A 19023-nucleotide genomic window follows, 5' to 3' on the forward strand; every position below is an offset into this window, starting at 1 on the left:
GTGTCAGGCAACATCAATGTCTAGTGATACTCCCTCTTCGCGAGCAAGCCCGCTCCCACATGGAATGCGCTTAACTCGCTGGTATTGGGACAAGCCTGACGTGCGAAAAGTCGTTACTATAAGCGCCTCTTTGCCTGCCTTGCCATGGACACCATGACCGAGAACGACTATCTGATCGCTTGGGGCCTCTACGCCTTTGCCGCTTTAGGCTGCCTGTTGGTGTGGATGCGCATCACCCGCTGGATGTGGCGTTGGCTGCGTGAGCCGCTGCGGCTGCTGGTAGCCGTGTTGCTGTTCAGCCCGACCATCATCGACCCGGTGAAAGAAAAGATCGCCCCGTCCATCGCCATTACTGCCCTCGACTTGCTGTTCAAGGTCGGCAACAACGCCTGGCGCGCGGTTTCTGATCTGTTCATGTACGGCATGATTGCCTTCGGCATTTATCTGGTGTTCGTGGCCATCCGTTTTCCCATCGAGCGTGCCTCCAACGCTCGCAAGGAACAGGCGGCTGCCGCCAAGACAGCGGCGCAGGCCGACGAGCCTGACGACGATCAGCCTTTCGGCGGTGCCGGCGATGATCGTTACGGCCGGCCACCGGTACCGAGCAATCCTCAGCGTTCGCGGGTCGAGCCGCGTCTGTAACCGTGCCCCTGTACTGAATCGAGAGTCCGAGCATGTGTGAGTTATTGGGCATGAGCGCCAATGTCCCGACCGATATCGTGTTCAGCTTCACCGGGCTGATGCAGCGCGGCGGTCGCACTGGGCCGCATCGTGACGGCTGGGGCATCGCTTTTTATGAAGGCCGTGGCCTGCGGCTGTTCCAGGACCCTGCGGCGAGCAGCGAGTCGGAAGTGGCGAACCTGGTGCAGCGCTATCCAATCAAAAGCGAAGTGGTGATCGGGCACATCCGCCAGGCCAATGTCGGCAAGGTCTGCCTGTCCAACACCCACCCGTTCGTGCGTGAGTTGTGGGGGCGCAACTGGTGTTTCGCCCACAACGGCCAGTTGGCCGATTTCAACCCAACCGCCAGTTTTTACCGCCCCGTTGGTGATACCGACAGCGAAGCGGCGTTTTGCGATTTGCTCAATCGGGTGCGTGCAGCGTTCCCCGAGCCGGTAGAGATCGAAGCACTGTTGCCGAACCTGGTGGCCGCCTGCGCCGAGTACCGCAGCAAAGGCGTGTTCAACTGCTTGCTCAGCGACGGCGACTGGCTGTTCTGCTACTGCTCGAGCAAACTGGCGCAGATCACCCGCCGTGCACCGTTCGGCCCGGCGCGTTTGAAGGACGTCGATGTGATCGTCGACTTCCAGGCCGAAACCACGCCCAACGATGTGGTCACGGTGATCGCTACCGAACCCTTGACCGAAAACGAAACCTGGACCCGCTACGAGCCGGGCCAATGGAGCCTCTGGCGACGCGGTGAATGCGTCAGCCAAGGCAAGACCGAATAAGGATCTCTCCCCCATGTTGCTCAGTTATCTACGGCTGGTGTTGTTCGCGGCGGGTCTGTTGATCGGTGTCCAGGTGCCTGGGTTCATCAGTGACTATGCCAAGCGGGTCGAGGCGCATCTGATTGAGGCACAGACCGGTTTGAGCGGTTTTCAGGGCACTGCCAATCAGTTTTTCAAGGGTGACATGCAGGCGCTCGTGGCCCATTACCGTGCCAGCGAAGATCCGATCTTTCGCAGCGATGCCGACAGCCTGAGCACCTTGCTCACCCGTCAACTGGCCCTCGACAAGCAATTCCAGGCCATGCAGGGCCCGTGGTACATCCGCGTCCTGCAAGTGGCCCTGGCCGCCGACCCGGATATTCGCAAAGAAACCTGGAACGGCTACAGCTACCAGATCCTGCTAACGCCGGAAGCGATGATTTGGGGCATGAGCGGCGCGTTGCTGCTGTCGTTCGGCATTGAATGCCTGTTCCGACTGATCGACTGGGTGGTGCTGGGCGGCAAGCGTTTACGCCAGAGCCGGCCGATCGAAGACCGGGATGTACGGGGGCTGTAACCCTGTAGAGCCAACTTGCCGGCGATTGCCGCGACACGAATGCCTGGCAGATCGCATCGCTGGCAAGCCGGCTCCGCTTTTTACCAATCGACCGAGTAGCTCATGCTCAGCGTGCGGCCTTCGGCGTTGGCGTACGGCGCTCTGGCGTTGGCCTGGGTGAACAGGTTCTGGTAGGTGCGGTTGGTCAGGTTGTACACGCCGCCTTCAAGACGACCGACCGGCAGTTGCACCGAGCCGAGCAGGTCCACCAGCGTATAGCCTTCGATCTCGCGCCCGTTGTTGTCCTTGGCGGCGGCGTCGTAACTGGACAAATGCATGCCTTGCAGGCGCAGGGTGTAGTCGTCTTCGGTGTAGCCAACGAACAGTGTGGTCTTGGCCGGTGAGATGCGCGTAGCCGGCAGATCGATCCATTTGCCGTTCTGTTCGGTCTCGCCTTTGGCCCAGGCATAAGTGCCACCCACCGACCAGCGATCGGTGGCGCGGTAGGTCAGGCTGTTTTCGATGCCGCGAACTCGCTCTTTCTGGTTGATCAGGCGCAATACGCGATCATTGGCATCGTAGAACTGGGTCACGTCCGAGGTGTTTTCGTACACGGTGACGTCGGCCTGCCACTGGTCCCAGTTACCGCGCCAGCCCAGCTCGTAACTGTCGACCTTGATGGCCTGGGCGTTGAGACTCTGAATGTCGAAGGTGCTGCTGACATCACGCATGAAGCGCTGGATATCCGGAAGCGAAAACCCCTGGCTGTAATTGGCGAAGACATCCTGGTTTTCACTCAGGTGGTAGACCGCCCCCAGGTTGTACAGGGTGGCATCGTATTTGAGCGTGTCACCGGGCAGCGTTGCGCGTACGCCGGTCTGGACGATCTGACCATAAGCAATGCTGTCGGAGACGTCGCTTTCGATCCATTCACGGCGCACACCGCCACGCAAGGTCCAGTCACCAATGTCCCAAGACATCTGCCCAAACAGCGATTTGGTGGTGGTTTCGATGTCCGGGCCCAGCTCGTAGGTGGTGCCGGTCTTGGTGTAGTTCAGGCCATTGAGCGTGTATTGGTCACCTCGTTGGCGAGAACGCTCATTATCATAGTCGGCGCCCCAGACCAGATTGCCCGTGGCACTCCCGATCGCCGGCAGCGGTGTGTCGATGGCCGCGCGCAGGCCGTAGACATCCTGCACACTGTTGTTGTCGGAGATCCCGGCCCTGCCTCGCGACAGGTCCGGAAAGAACAGTGCATCGGCGCGGCGCCAGTAGCTTTCCAGTTGCAGGCCCTGACCGTAGAAGTCCTTGTCGGTGTAGTTGAGGTTGACCGCCTGGTTATGGGTATAGGGCTGGTCGTCGAGTTTCAGCCCTTTGACCGCCACGGCTTCCTGCCGGTTTGTCGGGTCTTTTGTGTAGCCAGTGTCCTGCTGGTCCTTGTAGTCCTGCAGCGACAGGCTAAGTTTTTTGTCGGCATCCAGTTCGTAACCGAAACGACCTTGCAGGTCATAGGTTTCGGTGTCCATGTTGCTGCCCTGGGAAGTGTCCTGAGGGATGCGATTGCCGTTGCCATCGAACTGATCGTTACGCTGAGTCAGGTCGGCGGAGACGTACCAGTCCAGGGCATCCTTGCGCCCCGTCGCACTCTGAAAGGCTTCGTAGGCGAAGCCTTTTCGGTTGAGGTTGTTGCCGCTGGTCAGGCCCAGTTTGCTGCTGTAGGCAATGTCCTGGCCCTGATTGCGCTTGGTGATGATGTTGATGATGCCGCCTGAAGCACCGGCACCGTAGATGCTGCTGGCGCCGGAAATCACTTCGATGCGTTCGATGCTGGCCGGGGCGATGCTGTTGAGCTGGCGGTAGTTATCGCGCGTGGCGTTCTGCGATACGCCGTCGATCAACACCAGCATGTTGCGCCCGCGCAGGGTCTGACCGAAGTTGCTCATCCCGCCGCTGGCCGGCGCAAGGCCGGGGACCAATTGCCCGAGGATGTCGGAGACCCGGCGGCCCGCGCCGCTCTGTTCACGGACCTGCTGTTCATCGATCACCTGGACCGAGCCCGGAATCGAAGCAATGCTCGCTTCACTGCGAGTAGCGGAGACGACGGTGGCTTGCATGTTCAAGGTGCCGGGCTGCTGCTCGGTATCCTCGGCCCAGGTCTGGGCGCTGAAGGTACCGAGCAGCGGGATCAGAAGGGAGAGCTTGGTTCGGATCATGACGTGGTCTTTTTTTAGTTGTGATAAGTGTGGGGAGATAAGGTCGAGCGGTCAGGCGTGGCGTTGAACGAGCGTACCCAGCGGATCCCGATGGCGGCGATGGCGTAAGTCAGCGCCACCAGCCAGAAGCTGTGAGCCAGGCCGACCAGGCCCATGCCGATCCCGCCAAGGACGACACCGAGCAGAGCGCCAGCCTTTGCCGCGCTGTTGCCCAGGCCGAGCGCGAAGCCCTGCTGGTTTTCGGAAATGGTGTTGGCGATCAGTGCATAGGCGACGGGCAGCAGGGCGCCTTGCCAGAGGCCCCAGACGAGGCGACTGACGAGAAACCCCAGCCATTCGTTGGCCAATGCCGTGGCCGCCAGCGTCAGGGCACACAGCCAGGCCACGCCTTCGATGACGCGCAAGGTGTGGGCCGGCTGCCAGCGGTCGAACAGACGTCCCCACAGCGGTGCGGAAATGGCCAGGGTCGCGGCGCTCGCCGCGTAGGTGGCGCCGATCAGCCAGCTTGGGGCATGCAGAATGTTCGCGACGTACAGCGCGTAGAACGACTGCGGCATCATCTTCGCGGCCTGAATCAAGACGATCACCAACAGGATTCCACCGAGCCAGCCTTTGGGCAGGGCAACCGGTTCAACCGCTTTTTTCTTCGTGATCCGAGCCTTGTCGGCCGGCAGGAAAAAACTCCCCAGTGCGCACAGCAGGCAAATCGCCGTCGCGCCATAACAGAGCAGGGCAAACCCCGAGACGTCCATCAGCCAGCCACCCAGCACGGGGCCGATCAATGAGCCGACGGCGGTGGCCGATTGCAGGCGGGCCAGGGTTTGACCCCGTCTTGAACTGTCGCAGCAGGCCAGGGCGTAGGCTTGCGCGGCAGCGAGAAAACCGGCCAATGCGCCTTGCATCACGCGAATACCCACCAGCAGCCACGGGTCGAGGGTGATGGCCGCCAACCCTTGGCACAGCGCGAGTGCCAGCAACGCCCGGACAATCATCGGTTTGTGCCCGGTGCGATCACCCAACCGGCCCCACATGGGCGTCAGGAGCATGGCCGCCAGCATCGGACCGGCATAGACCATCGCCGATAACAGCGCGGTGTAGCCGGCGCCCTCCGGCCCGAGCAGATGCTGGATCTGCAAGGGCCAGAACGGGCCGCTCATTTCCATTGCGCCCATGGAGACAAACTGGATGACGATCAGTAGTCGCAAAGCGCGACCGTCAGCGAGCATGGGCGTTTGGTCGCAGCGGGTTACTCAGGCGTCCGACGATGTCTGCATGACTGTCGAGCAAGCGCATGCGCATGAACGATTTGGCGGGCCAATCCTGTTCCAGCAAGGCCTGGCGCTCGCTTTCCCAACGTGCCGGTTCAACGCGCTCGCGCAAGGTCTCGAAGCATTGCGCAACTTGCGATGCCAATTTCTCCCAAAGGATATTTTCCGGCACATTCCAGTGGCGGGCACAGAGCAACGTCAGCTCACCAAGGTGGCACATGAAGGTGGTGTGCAGGAGTTTGTCGCGGACAAAACCGGAGTCGTCATACAGGGTCATTTTCGGATCGTGCAACTGGATATCCAGACCCTTGGCGTGCAGGGTTTTACGATCGATACGAACGTCGCCGAAATCACGCAACAGCAGCCGATTCAACTGCCCATCAGCGCCCATCACCATGAAACTGTTTTGCTGATGCGCTTCGAACGCCACCCCATACATCAAATAAATGCCCAACAGACTCGGTACGGCAATCGACAGGTAATCATCGAAGAACGCCAGCATGGCCTTGCTATCGTCACTGCCCTGAGCCAGTTTTACCCAATCACGCAGCAACGGTTGTTCAAATTCGTTGACGGCGAACAGGCTGCCGACCGGCACCGCCAACTCGCCTTCTTGCAGGAGGGTAAGCGGGTTATCGCGATACAGCACAGCAACATGCCGGGAGCGCTCGTCATCGGTCGGCAGGGGGGCGTAGTGCACGCCGATGCGCTCTGGAACGATGTTCAGCAGACGCTGAATCTGCGGCTCTTGATCGAGAATATCCAATACCAGTTGGCTGATGCGCGGACCCATCCGGGCGGAGCGCGGCGACACGGTGCGCTGCACGCTGGTCAGTCGCAAAGCCACCGGCAGTTTGACCATCGGTGCCACGCGACTGGCCTGCGGCAGGACCGTGCGGAACGACATGGTCGGGTGACCGGTAAACGCCACGATGTCAGTGATGATCAGCAGGTTATCGGCGATCTCGTTGGCGAACGAATGCGGCAGCTCTTCATGGGCTTGCCATGGGTGCGACGGGAGCGGGAGATAGTCCTTTGCTTCCAGACCCAGCTGCTGCAAATGGCGTTGCAATTGCTCGGCGGCCTGTGGGAAGTGACCTTGCCACCAGTCCCAGTAATCGGCGGTGCCAGCCAGCGCTTCGACGTGTGCGTACTGGCGGTGCAGGGCGCACAGCACGATCGGAAAACTGGCTTCGAATTCAGGCGAGAAAGCGATGACCTGCGCTGCGCTCAAGCCCAGTTTGGTCTTGTAGTTCGGGTGCCATGGATGGCCGAGCGTGCCCCATTGTTCGAGCAATGACGTAGGGTTCTGGTGGCCGGGGCCGGCTTTGAGCCAAGCGAGCAGATTATCCTCGTACTCGGTGTCGATCTGCTCTCTCAGGCGCTCGGTCCATCCATGGTGAAACGCCAGGCACAGGGTGTCGTTGCTGAAGCTGTCATCCAGCTCCCGGGCCAGACGTTCCAGTACCTGCGGGGAGGCTGGCGGGTTGAGCTGAGTGCTCAGGTGTGCGAGCAGTTCGCTGGGCAACTGGATTTTTTGGGGCAGTCTGTCGGGAGTATGCAAGACGATGCTGCCGCGTACGTCCCAGCTGTTCATTCTGCCGCCGGACAAGTGCTCGAAGCAAAGATGCGCGCCATCGCCAAGTGGCAGCCAGCAGCGGCTAGAGTCGTCGTATTCGCAGGTGTCAGGGTTGATCAGATCTTCACGAAACAGCGCCTGGATCAGGCGTTGGAAACAGCGTTGGGCGGCGGGCTCCAGGGCATTGCTCAAATGATCGAGCGTGATGCGGTGGGACTGGAAAGCCTGCGTGCCAAGAGCTTCGCTCCAGTGAGCGAGCAATTGTTGCTGTTTTTGCGTATAGCCGCGCATCAGGTCCGACTCCTTCTGGACAATTGTTTAGCTGAAAGCGCGCAGAGAATACCGGCTTGAAAAAATAATGCAAATGATAGTGGTTCATATTTAGAGTTTGGGAAATGTCCTTCAGATGCGTGCCTGTGGTTTGCTCAAGACGACGTACTGCTCGCCCACCTTATGCGCATAGCGCTCCACGACTTGCTGACACAACGCCACGATTTCTTCGACCCATTCCACGCCAACCCGCCACGACACCACCACCTGCAAATTCGGTGGCCGCTGATCGATGGCCAGCAAGGTCAATTCCCCCCGCGCCAATTCCTCGGCCACCAGCACCGGCGGTAACGCGCCAATGCCGAAGCCGTCCCTCAGCAAACGGGTAATCGCCGACACTGAATTCACGCAGTTCAGCCGTGGCGCCATGACCCCGTTGGCCTGCATCAGGCTCAAGATATCCTGATGAGGATGGGAGTTTTTCGAATAGGTGATGATCCGCTCCCGCGCCAGGTCGGCGACACCTGAATACTCGCGGTTGTAGATGGAATTGCTGGCGACGATCCAGCCCATCGGATGACTGGCCAGCTCCAGGCTACGCACGCTTTCCTGGCGCAACAGGTCGGTTTGCAGGATCAGATCGAGAAAGCCTTTTTGCAGCTGATCGCAGAGGTTGAGCGCGGTATCGGCCACCAGTTCGATTTCCACTAGCGGATAGTGATCCATCATCTGCGCCACCAACGGGCTGAGCCAGGTGTGGATCACGGTGTCCATGACGCCAATCCGGATCCGCCCGACCTTACTCGAACGCGTCTCGATCGACTGCTTGAGCGCCTGCATCGTATCCATCATCTGCTCGGCGTATTCGAGCACTTTCAAGCCTTCGGGTGTCAGGCTCACACCGCGGGAATCGCGTAGAAACAGCTTCACCCCGAGCTCGCCTTCGAGCACGGCAATGCGGCTGGAAATCGACGCCTGGGTGGTGAAGAGTTTGTCTGCCGTCAGGCGGAAACTCTTGAGTCGGGCGACCCAGACAAAGGTCTCGAGAAACTTCAGGTTCATGGGATCAGCTCTTGGGGCTTAGCCCGTCGGATAAGGTTTTCTTATGTCTAGGGCGGGGTTTTATTAGTTGGACGCAGCAGGGCCGGCGGCCCAAAAATCGGCACATCCGGTTCCCACGATAGGCGTCGTCGGGGCTCAGAACAATACCAATAAAATTTGCACGGAGACTTGCCATGAGTGCGCCCGACACCCTCATTCCCAAAGCCACGGCTCGCCCGGGACCCTTCGATTGGTACCACAACATCAATAAGCAGGAACGTCGTACGTTCTGGAGCTGCAAGATCGGCTATGGCCTGGACGGCATGGACACCCAGATGCTCAGTTTCGTGGTGCCGACCCTGATTGCCATGTGGGGCATCACCACTGGCGAAGCCGGGCTGATTCACACCAGCACCCTGATCGCTTCGGCTATCGGTGGCTGGGTGGCGGGGATTCTCTCTGACCGCATCGGCCGGGTGCGCACCCTGCAACTGACGGTGCTCTGGTTCGCGTTCTTCACCTTCCTCTGCGGCTTCGCCCAGAACTACGAACAACTGTTGATCAGCCGCACGTTGATGGGCTTTGGTTTCGGCGGTGAATGGACCGCTGGCGCGGTGTTGATGGGCGAAGTGATTCGCGCCAAGGACCGTGGCAAAGCCGTCGGCATGGTGCAATCGGGTTGGGCGTTGGGTTGGGGGCTGACGGCGATTCTGTATGCGCTGCTATTTTCCGTATTACCGCCGGAAGACGCCTGGCGGGCATTGTTCATCCTTGGCATCGTGCCGGCGGTTTTCGTGATCTTCGTCCGCCGCCTGGTCAAGGACCCGGAAATCTACCGCGAAGCCAAAGCCAAGGAAGAGCCAAGCAACCCGGCCAAGTTCTACGAGATTTTCGCCCCGGGCATCCTTTTCACCACGATCCGCGCGTCGATCCTGACCACCGGCGCGCTCGGCGGTTACTACGCGATCACTTCCTGGCTGCCGACGTTTCTGAAAAACGAACGGGGCTTGAGCGTACTCGGCACCGGTGGCTATCTGGCGATGGTGATCGTCGGGTCCTACGTCGGGTACGTGATCAGCGCGTATTTGACTGACATCCTTGGTCGTAAAAAGAATTTCATTCTGTTCGCGGTCGGCTCATTCACCATTGTTCTGCTGTACACCCAATTGCCCGTCAGCAACGGCGTGATGCTCTGGCTGGGTTTCCCCCTGGGCTTCTTCGCTTCGGGGATCTTCAGCGGCATGGGCGCGTTTTTGACTGAGCTGTTTCCGACGCGGATTCGCGGCTCGGGCCAGGGTTTTTGCTACAACATTGGTCGGGCATTGGCGGCGTTGTTCCCGCTGTTGATCGGCTTGCTCAGCCAGAAGGTGCCACTGAGTGTGGGAATCGGGGCCTTCGCGGCGGTGTCCTACGGGGTAGTGATCCTGGCGGCCCTGAGCCTGCCGGAAACCCGTGGCAAGCAACTCGACACTCAATAACCGAATATCCGGTAACTGATAATCTGAGGGGCATATGTCCTTCAGCTAAGAAGATAAAAGCCTACAGGAGCGTTCACCGTGAACCGCCTGCTATTGAACTGCGACATCGGCGAGAGTTTCGGTAACTGGACCATGGGTCTGGATGCCGAGGTCATGCCCTTCATCGACTGCGCCAACATCGCTTGTGGCTTCCACGCCGGCGACCCGAGCATCATGCGCAAGACCGTCAGCCTGGCCCTGAGCCGCGGCGTGCAGATCGGCGCCCATCCGGCCTATCAGGATCTGGTGGGGTTCGGTCGTCGATCCATGGCTTACACCGCCCAGGAACTGCAGGACCTGTTGCATTACCAGATCGGCGCCCTCGACGGCATCTGCCGGGCGCAGGGCGGGCGAGTGAGTTACGTCAAACCCCACGGCGCGATGTACAACGACATGATGGCCAACCCGGCGCAACTTCGCGCTGTGATTCAGGCCGTGGCAGCCTATGATCGGAGCTTGCCGTTGATGCTGATGGCGACCCGCGACAACCGTGCCGCGCAGCAACTTGGCGATGAATTTGGCGTGACGTTGTGGTTCGAAGCCTTCGCCGATCGCGCTTACGATAGCGCAGGCAGGCTGGTTTCTCGGCAACTGCCGGGCGCCGTGCATCACGATCCCGAGAAAATCATCGAACAGGCGTTGATCATTGCCCGCGGTGACAACCTCACGGCCAGCGATGGCAGCGCCTTGCACTTGCAGGCCAACACCTTGTGCGTACACGGCGATAACGCCAGTTCGGTGGCCGCCGTGCAGCGCATTCGCGAAGCCTTGAATCAGCAGAGCGCATCATGAAACCACGGGTGGAAGTGGTGGCGCTGGATTGCCTGATGGTGCGTCTGTTCGATGAAATCAGCGAAGCCAACATGCCGTGGATGCTCGCCGCCAGCGAGCGTTTGCGAGAAGCGTTCGCCAGCCATTTGATCGATCTGGTGCCGTCCTACACGACGTTGATGGTGCATTACGATTTGATGTCGCTGAATCCGGCCCAGGCGCGGGAATTGATTGCTGAAGCCTTGATCGATCTGTCCCCCAACGCTCGCACTAGCGGTAAATGCCATGTGTTGCCGGTCTGGTATGACTTGAGTGTCGGCCCGGAACTGACGTTGCTGTCTCAGCGCAGTGGATTAACGGTGGAGGAGGTGATCCGTCGCCACAGCGAACATGAGTATCAGGTGTTCGCATTGGGCTTCGCACCGGGGTTCGCTTTCATGGGATTGGTGGAGGAAATATTGGCTGCACCGCGTATGAATACTCCGCGCAAAAAAGTGGCTGCCGGCAGTGTGGGTATCGCCGAACGCCAGACGGCCGCTTATCCGGTGGTGTCCCCCGGCGGCTGGAACCTGATCGGCCGCACCCCGGCCAAATTGTTCGACCGCGAGCGCGACGGCTACAGCCTGATGCAACCGGGCGACACCGTGCGCTTCGAAGCAGTCAGCCATGCCGAGTTCATCAATCTGGGCGGTGATGACACGCCGTTGGAGGCCCTGGCATGAGCCGACTGACGATTGAAGCAAGTACGCCCTTGTGTCTGTTGCAGGATGCCGGGCGATTCGGCGTGCGGCATTTGGGCGTGACCCAGGGCGGGGCGGCGGATTGGCGATCGATGTCGTGGGCCAATTGGCTGCTGGGCAATGGGCTGGATGCATCGGTGATTGAAATCACCCTTGGCGGGTTTACGGTCGTTGCCCAGGAAGATTGCGTGCTGGCGTTGGCCGGAGCGGATCTGGGGGCGCAGTTGGATGGCGAGGCATTGGCACCGTGGCGCAGTTTTAGGCTGAACAAAGGTCAGCAATTGCAATTCACTCAGCCGCTGCTTGGTGCTCGGGCTTATTTGGCAGCCCCGGGCGGATTTGATGCGCCAAAGGTGTTGGGCAGTAGCGCAACGGTGGTCCGTGAGGAACTCGGTGGGCTGGATGGCATGGGGCGGGCGTTGGCCAAAGATGCGCAGTTGAGCTATTCGGGGAGTTCGCTGCTACTACTGGGGGAGTTGGCGCCCGAACAAGTGCCGAATTTCAAACTCAATGCGCCGCTGGACTTGGTGCTCGGTGCTCAGATCGGCGAGTTCAGCGGGCAGAGTTTGTTCGACGCGTTCAACAGCGTCTGGACCCTCGACAGCCGCGCCGACCGCATGGGTATTCGCCTGTTGGGAACGGCGTTGCAGTATCAGGGCAAGCCGATGATTTCCGAAGGCATCCCGCTGGGCGCGGTCCAGGTGCCGCCGGACGGGCAGCCGATTGTGCTGCTCAATGATCGACAGACCATTGGCGGTTATCCGCGACTGGGGGCGTTGACGCCGTTGGCATTGGCGCGATTGGCGCAGTGTTTGCCGGGGACGAAGGTGCGGTTGAAGCCGGTGGTGCAGGATGTCGCTCATCGGGAACACGTTGAGTATTTGCGGCGATTCCTGAATAGCTAAAAGCTTCGCGAGCAAGCCCGCTCCCACATTTGATCTCCAGCGGACACAGAGTTTGTGTACGACGAATATCCAATGTGGGAGCGGGCTTGCTCGCGAAGGCGGCATCACAGACAACAACAATCTTTACTTGGACAAAAACCGCATCCCTTCCTCCAACCCCCGCAACGTCAGCGGATACATCTGGTCATCGATCAAATCCCGCACGATATTGGTCGACGAGGTATAGCCCCAGGTGTCTTTCGGGTACGGGTTGATCCAGATGAGCTTCTTGTACTTTTCCTTGAAGCGCTGCATCCACACGTAACCGGCTTCTTCGTTCCAGTGCTCGACACTGCCACCGGCCTGGGTGATTTCATAGGGCGCCATGGCGGCGTCGCCGATGAAGATCACTTTGTAGTCGGCGCCGTACTTGTGCAGCAGGTCCTGGGTGGCGGTGCGCTCGGAGGTACGGCGCATGTTGTTTTTCCACACCGATTCATAAATAAAGTTGTGGAAGTAGAAGTACTCCAGATGCTTGAACTCGGTCTTGCAGGCCGAGAACAGTTCTTCGCAGATCTTCACGTGGGCGTCCATCGAGCCGCCGATGTCGAACAGCAGCAACAACTTGACGGTGTTGCGGCGCTCCGGACGCATCTGGATGTTCAGCAGCCCGGCATCGCGCGCGGTGTGGTCGATGGTGCCGTCGATGTCCAGTTCTTCGGCTGCGCCCTGACGAGCAAATTTACGCAGGCGCCGCAGGGCGACTTTGATGTTGCGCGTGCCCAGTTCGACCGAATCGTCGAGGTTTTTGTACTCTCTCTGATCCCAGACTTTGACCGCTTTGCCTTGACGCTTGCCGGCGTCGCCGACCCGAATGCCTTCGGGGTTGAAGCCGCCGGAGCCGAACGGGCTGGTGCCGCCGGTGCCGATCCACTTGTTGCCGCCGGCATGGCGTTCTTTCTGTTCTTCCAGGCGCTTTTTGAACTCTTCGATCAGCTTGTCCAGCCCACCCAGGGACTGGATCGCGGCCCGCTCTTCATCGGTCAGGGAACGTTCGAATTCCTTGCGCAGCCAGTCTTCCGGGATTAATGCCTGGAGGTGATCGTCGAGCTTTTCCAGGCCATTGAAATAGGCACCGAACGCCCGGTCGAACTTGTCGAAATGCTTTTCGTCCTTCACCAGAATCGCCCGTGACAAGTAATAGAACTCGTCCATGTCGGCGAAGGTCACGCGCTGTTTCAGCGCGTTGATCAGGTCCAGCAGCTCACGTACCGAGACCGGCACCTTGGCTGCACGCATTTCATTGAACAGGTTGAGCAGCATGGCGATCGCCTCTCTCTATCGGGGCTTAGCGAGAGCCGCGACGGCTCATGAACGCCAGGCGCTCAAGCAATTGCACGTCTTGTTCGTTCTTAACCAGGGCGCCTGCCAGTGGCGGAATGGCCTTGGTCGGATCGCGCTCGCGCAGCACCGCTTCGCCGATGTTGTCGGCCATCAACAACTTCAGCCAGTCCACCAGTTCAGAGGTCGATGGCTTCTTCTTCAGGCCCGGCACTTTGCGCACATCGAAGAACACGTCCAGCGCTTCGCTGACCAGGTCTTTCTTGATATTCGGGTAGTGCACGTCGACGATCCGTTGCATCGTGACGCGATCCGGGAAGGCGATGTAGTGAAAGAAGCAGCGGCGCAGGAAGGCGTCCGGCAGCTCTTTCTCGTTGTTGGAGGTAATGATGATGATCGGGCGCTTCTTGGCCTTGATGGTCTCGTCGATCTCGTAAACGTAGAACTCCATCTTGTCGAGTTCTTGCAGCAGGTCGTTAGGAAACTCGATGTCGGCCTTGTCGATTTCGTCGATCAGCAGAATCACCCGCTCTTCGGACTCGAAAGCTTCCCAGAGCTTGCCCTTTTTCAGGTAATTGCGAACGTCGTGGACCTTCTCCGTACCCAGCTGCGAGTCCCGCAGGCGACTGACCGCGTCGTACTCGTACAAACCTTGATGTGCCTTGGTGGTGGACTTGATGTGCCAGGTAATCAACTTGGCGCCGAAGGACTCGGCCAGTTGCTCGGCGAGCATGGTCTTGCCGGTGCCCGGCTCGCCCTTGACCAGCAGTGGCCGCTCCAGAGTAATAGCGGCGTTGACCGCCAGCTTCAGGTCATCGGTGGCGACGTAGGCCTGGGTGCCTTCGAACTTCATCTGCTAATCCTCGAACGGTAACGCCGACCTGAACGAGGCAGGGCGGGGCGCAATAAATTGTCAGGCTCGACTATAACGCGCTGCCCGGTCGACTGTGAACGCAGACGACTTATTCAGTCTCTGAATGGGGCGTCACATCTTGACTCAGTCCGTATCCGGCTTGGGTCGTTCGTACTGGGCATTGAACGCCTGAATGAAACCATTACGTAAAATCTGCAAAAACGCCTCGAATGCGCTGATATCTTTCTGATGTACGCTGCCTCTGAGCTGGACGCGCGTCGCGAACTGGTTTTTCGGTTGATTCTTCAACACATTCTCGGTACCACCGACGAGTGCTTCCCAGATGGAGCGAAAAATCCCTTTGTCTTTGTTCTCCACGTCCTGTTGCCAATTGAACACATCGACGTCCCGCAATAGCGGCTTGATGTAGCCAGTGAGTTGGCCCTTGTTGGCTTCGGCTTCAATAACCACGTCACCATGGCCGGAATTGAAGTCGAACTTGCCGTAAGCCGAGGCGAAGTCATTCATGCGTTTGAGTTCAAGGTTCTTGGCGCGCAGGCGGAATTCGAAGTCTTCGAAATTGCTAAATGGATCAAAGGTCGCCAGGGTTTCCAGCGGTGCATGCCCCAGCAACAGCGCTTTGCCATCGAAACGGGCGTCGCGTTTACCTTTGGTATCGACCACATTCGTCAGGTTGTAAATGCTGGCATTAACCTGGGTGGCATTCATGTTCACCGGCGGTTTTGAATTGAAGTTTCGAAAGGTGACCCGCCCGTCGTTGATCCGCACTTCGTTCAGGGTTATCGGCAGCAATTTTTCCAATTGTGCCCGCCAGTCGGTGCCCTGACCGGTCTGGGAGTTTTTCTTGGTGGCACCGTCGACGAAATTCACCTCGGGTTTGTCGAACTGCGCCTCGGCCACCACGGCATGGTCGTACCAGAGCGAGTGCCAGCTGACGGAGAGGTCAATCAAGGGGGCGTTGACGAAAGGTACGGGGACCTTGCCATTGACCTTGACGATTTTCAGTCCGTTGATTTTGTAAGCACCGCGCCACAGGGCCAGGTCTACATCGGTAATCTGCCCGCTGTAGTCACCCATGTCCGCCAGTTTCTCGTTGAGGTAATCGCGCACCATGTAGGGCAGGGCAATGTGCAGGGCAACCAGCAGCACAACAAGGCCGGCGAGGGTCCACAGGGGCCAACTGTATCGACGCTTCATGGCGGCAAATCTCTGGCGGTATAAAGCGATTGACTGCGGGGCTAAGCGGACGTTCGACTGACTGGACGACCACGGGTAACAGGCATACCTTGGACAGCTAATTCAACGCTGTATAAGGACCCAGCCATGAGCCGTATTTATGCTGACAACGCCCATTCCATTGGCAATACGCCGCTGGTGCAAATCAACCGTATCGCCCCGCGCGGTGTCACCATCCTGGCCAAGATCGAAGGGCGCAACCCCGGTTATTCGGTCAAGTGCCGGATCGGCGCGAACATGATCTGGGAGGCCGAAAGCAGCGGTAAACTCAAGCCCGGCATGACCATCATCGAACCGACTTCGGGCAATACCGGCATCGGCCTGGCGTTCGTTGCCGCCGCCCGCGGTTATCGACTGGTATTGACCATGCCCGCATCCATGAGCATCGAACGGCGCAAGGTGCTCAAAGCCCTTGGCGCCGAACTGGTGTTGACGGAGCCGGCCAAAGGCATGAAAGGCGCGATCGAGAAGGCCGCCGAAATCCTCGCCAGTGATCCATCGACCTACTACATGCCGGCGCAGTTCGAAAACCCGGCCAACCCGGCCATCCACGAAAAAACCACCGGGCCGGAAATCTGGAATGACACCGACGGTGCCGTCGACGTACTGGTGGCGGGTGTCGGAACAGGTGGAACCATTACCGGAGTTTCGCGGTATATCAAGAATACCCAGGGCAAGCCGATAATCTCGGTGGCGGTGGAGCCGCTGGTGTCTCCAGTGATAACCCAGACAATCGCCGGGGAAGAGATCAAACCGAGCCCTCACAAAATCCAGGGCATCGGCGCTGGTTTTGTGCCGAAGAACCTGGACCTGTCGATGGTCGATCGGGTCGAACTGGTCAGCGACGATGAGTCCAAGGCGATGGCCCTGCGCCTGATGCAGGAAGAGGGGATTTTGAGCGGTATCTCGTGCGGTGCCGCCATGGCGGTGGCTGTGCGGTTGGCGGAAACCCCGGAAATGCAGGGTAAGACCATCGTGGTGATCCTGCCCGATTCTGGCGAGCGCTACCTGTCGAGCATGCTGTTCAGTGATTTGTTCACCGAACAGGAGAATAAACAGTAGGAGCTGCCGAACGTTCGGGCCGCGTTCGGACGATCTTTTGAATCTTGCTTTTGATTCTCGTCTGAAAGGGGGGTGATTCAGGTCAGCCCCCGTTCAGGTACCTTGTGTTAATAAGTGTTTATTGCGTAATCCTTAACACTGAATGTGAGTTATGCGGGTTTTTCCCGAGGCCGGTAATGTGGATCATGGCCGACTGCCACGTCGGGTAAATGGCGTTGTGCAAAGTTACCTACTATCAAGGAGTTGTAGATGAACTTTTCCTTTGTGGCGAAGGCGTCGGTGTTGTTGCTGTTTCTCGGCAGCACACTCTATGTGCACTTGCGTGGCAAAGCGCGTTTGCCGGTTCTGCGTCAGTTCGTCAATCACTCGGCCCTGTTTGCACCCTATAACGCCCTGATGTACCTGTTCTCCAGCGTGCCATCCAAACCCTACCTGGACCGCAGCAAGTTCCCCGAACTGGATGTGCTCAAGGACAATTGGGAAGTTATTCGCGACGAAGCCATGCACTTGTTTGACGAGGGTTTTATTCGCGCCGCCGAAAAGAACAACGACGCCGGTTTCGGCTCGTTCTTCAAAAAGGGTTGGAAGCGCTTCTATCTCAAGTGGTACGACAGACCGCTGCCATCGGCCGAAATCATGTGCCCGAAAACCGTGGCGTTGGTCAGCAGTATTCCCAATGTCAAAGGCGCGATGTTTGCGCTACTGCCCGGTGGCAGTCACCTCAACCCGCATCGCGACCCATTCGCCGGCTCCCTGCGTTATCACCTGGGGCTGTCGACGCCGAATTCCGATCATTGCCGCATCTTCGTCGACGGTCAGGTTTATGCCTGGCGTGATGGCGAAGATGTGATGTTCGATGAGACCTACGTGCACTGGGTCAAGAACGAAACCGAGCAAACCCGGGTCATCCTGTTTTGCGACATCGAGCGACCGCTGAGCAACCGTCTTATGACCCGCATCAACCGCTCGATAAGCGGCTTGCTGGGGCGCGCCACTGCACCCCAGAACCTTGACGATGAACGCGTTGGCGGGATCAACCAGGTCTATGCCTGGAGCAAGCGCTTCAGCGACAAAATCAGCGGTATGGTCAAACAGTGGAAGCGTCGTAACCCCAAGGCCTACCGCGTACTGCGGCCGGTGCTGGCGGTGGTGGTGTTGACGTTGTTGGGGTATTGGTTGTTTGGTTGAAGTCGATTACTGAATGAAAAAACCGCTCCTTGGGAGCGGTTTTTTGTGCCCGCAAGTTTTAGGGACGCCCGGCGAGCAGACTAGGCTCTTCAGTTTCGGTACCCGTCGCAACAACCTGCAGAATGCGCCGCTGACTGGCTGTCAGCTCTACAGCAATGGTTTTATTTTCTGTTGGGGGCGAGCTTTTCCTTGTGGGGGACTTTTTAATCACTTTGCGCATATTCCCTCCGCTATTGGTTATTAATTGAACAGTTTTCACGATACTAGGCTCTCCACAGCTTTGACAAGTCGGTCCTCAGCATCGAAGTAAAAGCCGAGTTGTTGATAAATAGAAATCGCACCCTCCAGCGGCTCCTGAACCTCGATGAACCTGCCGCCGATCATTTGGGCGTACTGTTCAATGACCAATATGGCCAATGGCGCAATACGGTTCTTTAGAGGATGGACCTCTCTTGGACGTCCCTCCAATCGCACGATACGGATTCGTCGCCGGCTGTTGTTTGGGTTTGCGAAGCATAGTCCGCACAGTTCTTCATCGAACCAGATGGCGATGTCCAATGCCAATGGCTCCCTCGCTTTCCACCCAACAACCTCATTCCATGAAAAGTGTGGATCATCCCAGAGCTCACAAGCATCCAGTGCCTGCGTGTCGATCGCTTCGAAGCGTACCCTGGATAAGTCGAGGGCCGTTGGGCCGGCTAGCTCCAGTTCATGTTGCAGTTGGGCAGTACTAATACCAGCCAGCTTTCTAGCCCTTGACCGATACAACTGATACCGAAGATGAGTCCGTTCCCTGGGCATTTGATCTCTTGCATTCCATGTCCCCCATCATGGGCGATTCCATTTCTCCCAGAGTAAGCAGCACTTCCCTGGCTGTCTTTACTGGCCCTTTGTCCAAGTCATTGCAATCCATGTCACACGGTGGTTATAGTCGGCCCTCGGTGGTTTCCTGAACCACCCCTTCACCCATCAAAAAAGATCAGCCCATGTCAGCTTCCCCCATCAACGCGGTAGTCGATTCAGCGGTCAACGCTGGCGTCGTGCCGTGCGGGA

18 protein-coding genes are annotated in these 19023 nt (G+C 58.6%); 9 read left to right on the plus strand and 9 right to left on the minus strand.

Features of this window, described 5'->3' with window-relative positions; genetic code table 11:
- The first annotated feature begins 144 nt into the window (after window positions 1–144).
- Genes AB7M29_RS10285 through AB7M29_RS10295 form a run of 3 tightly spaced genes read left to right on the plus strand, consistent with a single transcriptional unit; the run spans window position 145 to window position 2007 of the window.
- A complete protein-coding gene (locus tag AB7M29_RS10285; RefSeq protein ID WP_217856578.1) occupies window positions 145–642 on the plus strand; it encodes an MFS transporter in 498 nt (165 codons plus the stop codon).
- Between the two features lie 32 nt (window positions 643–674).
- Entirely contained in the window at window positions 675–1451 is a 777-nt protein-coding gene (locus AB7M29_RS10290; RefSeq protein ID WP_217856577.1) for a class II glutamine amidotransferase, read from the plus strand.
- A gap of 13 nt (window positions 1452–1464) precedes the next feature.
- Window positions 1465–2007 carry a DUF2937 family protein gene (locus AB7M29_RS10295; protein WP_008067554.1) on the plus strand — a complete coding sequence of 181 codons (543 nt, stop codon included), beginning with the start codon at window positions 1465–1467 and terminating at the stop codon, window positions 2005–2007.
- Between the two features lie 80 nt (window positions 2008–2087).
- On the opposite strand, the gene AB7M29_RS10300 is transcribed toward AB7M29_RS10295, so the two are convergent.
- The 4 genes from AB7M29_RS10300 to AB7M29_RS10315 form a co-directional block, all read right to left on the minus strand.
- Window positions 2088–4199, minus strand: a complete 2112-nt coding sequence (locus AB7M29_RS10300) for a TonB-dependent receptor (RefSeq protein WP_217856575.1) — start codon at window positions 4197–4199, stop codon at window positions 2088–2090.
- Between the two features lie 14 nt (window positions 4200–4213).
- Entirely contained in the window at window positions 4214–5425 is a 1212-nt protein-coding gene (locus AB7M29_RS10305) for an MFS transporter (protein ID WP_454246804.1), read from the minus strand.
- Entirely contained in the window at window positions 5415–7337 is a 1923-nt protein-coding gene (locus AB7M29_RS10310) for an IucA/IucC family protein (RefSeq protein ID WP_454246805.1), read from the minus strand. The genes AB7M29_RS10305 and AB7M29_RS10310 overlap by 11 nt, the downstream gene beginning before the upstream one ends.
- 111 nt (window positions 7338–7448) lie before the next feature.
- On the minus strand, window positions 7449–8378 hold the full coding sequence (locus AB7M29_RS10315) for a LysR family transcriptional regulator (RefSeq protein ID WP_217856572.1): 930 nt from the start codon (window positions 8376–8378) through the stop codon (window positions 7449–7451).
- A gap of 173 nt (window positions 8379–8551) precedes the next feature.
- Between AB7M29_RS10315 and AB7M29_RS10320 the strand changes: the two genes are divergently transcribed.
- The 4 genes from AB7M29_RS10320 (at window position 8552) to AB7M29_RS10335 (ending at window position 12290) form a co-directional block, all read left to right on the plus strand.
- Complete coding sequence (locus AB7M29_RS10320; protein WP_454246806.1) at window positions 8552–9835, plus strand: MFS transporter; 1284 nt, start codon at window positions 8552–8554, stop codon at window positions 9833–9835.
- A 78-nt stretch (window positions 9836–9913) separates the two neighbouring features.
- Window positions 9914–10666, plus strand: a complete 753-nt coding sequence (locus AB7M29_RS10325; protein ID WP_454246807.1) for a 5-oxoprolinase subunit PxpA — start codon at window positions 9914–9916, stop codon at window positions 10664–10666.
- Entirely contained in the window at window positions 10663–11367 is a 705-nt protein-coding gene (gene pxpB / locus AB7M29_RS10330) for a 5-oxoprolinase subunit PxpB (RefSeq protein WP_217856569.1), read from the plus strand. Before AB7M29_RS10325 ends, pxpB begins: the two co-directional genes overlap by 4 nt.
- The gene (locus AB7M29_RS10335) at window positions 11364–12290 is read left to right on the plus strand and encodes a 5-oxoprolinase subunit C family protein (protein WP_217856568.1); all 927 of its coding nucleotides are present in this window, start codon (window positions 11364–11366) and stop codon (window positions 12288–12290) included. Before pxpB ends, AB7M29_RS10335 begins: the two co-directional genes overlap by 4 nt.
- A gap of 123 nt (window positions 12291–12413) precedes the next feature.
- Here the strand turns inward: AB7M29_RS10335 and AB7M29_RS10340 are convergent, their stop codons facing one another.
- From AB7M29_RS10340 to AB7M29_RS10350, 3 genes are all read right to left on the minus strand, one after another.
- On the minus strand, window positions 12414–13592 hold the full coding sequence (locus AB7M29_RS10340; RefSeq protein ID WP_030132618.1) for a vWA domain-containing protein: 1179 nt from the start codon (window positions 13590–13592) through the stop codon (window positions 12414–12416).
- Window positions 13593–13617: 25 nt separating this feature from the next.
- Window positions 13618–14463: an AAA family ATPase gene (locus tag AB7M29_RS10345; RefSeq protein ID WP_038979370.1), complete on the minus strand. Its 846-nt coding sequence runs from the start codon at window positions 14461–14463 to the stop codon at window positions 13618–13620.
- A gap of 144 nt (window positions 14464–14607) precedes the next feature.
- Entirely contained in the window at window positions 14608–15681 is a 1074-nt protein-coding gene (locus tag AB7M29_RS10350; protein WP_454246808.1) for a DUF748 domain-containing protein, read from the minus strand.
- A gap of 126 nt (window positions 15682–15807) precedes the next feature.
- Here AB7M29_RS10350 and cysK point away from each other — a divergent pair, with 126 nt between their 5' ends.
- Together cysK and AB7M29_RS10360 are read left to right on the plus strand one after the other, a co-directional pair.
- Window positions 15808–16782 carry a cysteine synthase A gene (gene cysK, locus AB7M29_RS10355; protein WP_052966470.1) on the plus strand — a complete coding sequence of 325 codons (975 nt, stop codon included), beginning with the start codon at window positions 15808–15810 and terminating at the stop codon, window positions 16780–16782.
- Between the two features lie 249 nt (window positions 16783–17031).
- A complete protein-coding gene (locus AB7M29_RS10360; protein ID WP_217856566.1) occupies window positions 17032–17970 on the plus strand; it encodes an aspartyl/asparaginyl beta-hydroxylase domain-containing protein in 939 nt (312 codons plus the stop codon).
- Window positions 17971–18028: 58 nt separating this feature from the next.
- On the opposite strand, the gene AB7M29_RS10365 is transcribed toward AB7M29_RS10360, so the two are convergent.
- A complete protein-coding gene (locus AB7M29_RS10365; protein ID WP_217856565.1) occupies window positions 18029–18190 on the minus strand; it encodes a hypothetical protein in 162 nt (53 codons plus the stop codon).
- Window positions 18191–18225: 35 nt separating this feature from the next.
- Window positions 18226–18771 carry a hypothetical protein gene (locus AB7M29_RS10370; protein WP_454246809.1) on the minus strand — a complete coding sequence of 182 codons (546 nt, stop codon included), beginning with the start codon at window positions 18769–18771 and terminating at the stop codon, window positions 18226–18228.
- Between the last annotated feature and the right edge of the window lie 252 nt (window positions 18772–19023).

The organism is Pseudomonas sp. F-14 TE3623, assembly GCF_053629015.1.

Coding starts and splice junctions, on each gene's coding strand:
- AB7M29_RS10365 (WP_217856565.1), bottom strand. CDS start 18,190: ATGCGCAAAGTGATTAAAAAGTCCCCCACAAGGAAAAGCTCGCCCCCA.
- AB7M29_RS10305 (WP_454246804.1), bottom strand. CDS start 5,425: ATGCTCGCTGACGGTCGCGCTTTGCGACTACTGATCGTCATCCAGTTT.
- AB7M29_RS10310 (WP_454246805.1), bottom strand. CDS start 7,337: ATGCGCGGCTATACGCAAAAACAGCAACAATTGCTCGCTCACTGGAGC.
- AB7M29_RS10320 (WP_454246806.1), top strand. CDS start 8,552: ATGAGTGCGCCCGACACCCTCATTCCCAAAGCCACGGCTCGCCCGGGA.
- pxpB (WP_217856569.1), top strand. CDS start 10,663: ATGAAACCACGGGTGGAAGTGGTGGCGCTGGATTGCCTGATGGTGCGT.
- cysK (WP_052966470.1), top strand. CDS start 15,808: ATGAGCCGTATTTATGCTGACAACGCCCATTCCATTGGCAATACGCCG.
- AB7M29_RS10290 (WP_217856577.1), top strand. CDS start 675: ATGTGTGAGTTATTGGGCATGAGCGCCAATGTCCCGACCGATATCGTG.
- AB7M29_RS10370 (WP_454246809.1), bottom strand. CDS start 18,771: ATGCCCAGGGAACGGACTCATCTTCGGTATCAGTTGTATCGGTCAAGG.
- AB7M29_RS10315 (WP_217856572.1), bottom strand. CDS start 8,378: ATGAACCTGAAGTTTCTCGAGACCTTTGTCTGGGTCGCCCGACTCAAG.
- AB7M29_RS10295 (WP_008067554.1), top strand. CDS start 1,465: ATGTTGCTCAGTTATCTACGGCTGGTGTTGTTCGCGGCGGGTCTGTTG.
- AB7M29_RS10340 (WP_030132618.1), bottom strand. CDS start 13,592: ATGCTGCTCAACCTGTTCAATGAAATGCGTGCAGCCAAGGTGCCGGTC.
- AB7M29_RS10285 (WP_217856578.1), top strand. CDS start 145: ATGGACACCATGACCGAGAACGACTATCTGATCGCTTGGGGCCTCTAC.
- AB7M29_RS10360 (WP_217856566.1), top strand. CDS start 17,032: ATGAACTTTTCCTTTGTGGCGAAGGCGTCGGTGTTGTTGCTGTTTCTC.
- AB7M29_RS10300 (WP_217856575.1), bottom strand. CDS start 4,199: ATGATCCGAACCAAGCTCTCCCTTCTGATCCCGCTGCTCGGTACCTTC.
- AB7M29_RS10350 (WP_454246808.1), bottom strand. CDS start 15,681: ATGAAGCGTCGATACAGTTGGCCCCTGTGGACCCTCGCCGGCCTTGTT.
- AB7M29_RS10335 (WP_217856568.1), top strand. CDS start 11,364: ATGAGCCGACTGACGATTGAAGCAAGTACGCCCTTGTGTCTGTTGCAG.
- AB7M29_RS10345 (WP_038979370.1), bottom strand. CDS start 14,463: ATGAAGTTCGAAGGCACCCAGGCCTACGTCGCCACCGATGACCTGAAG.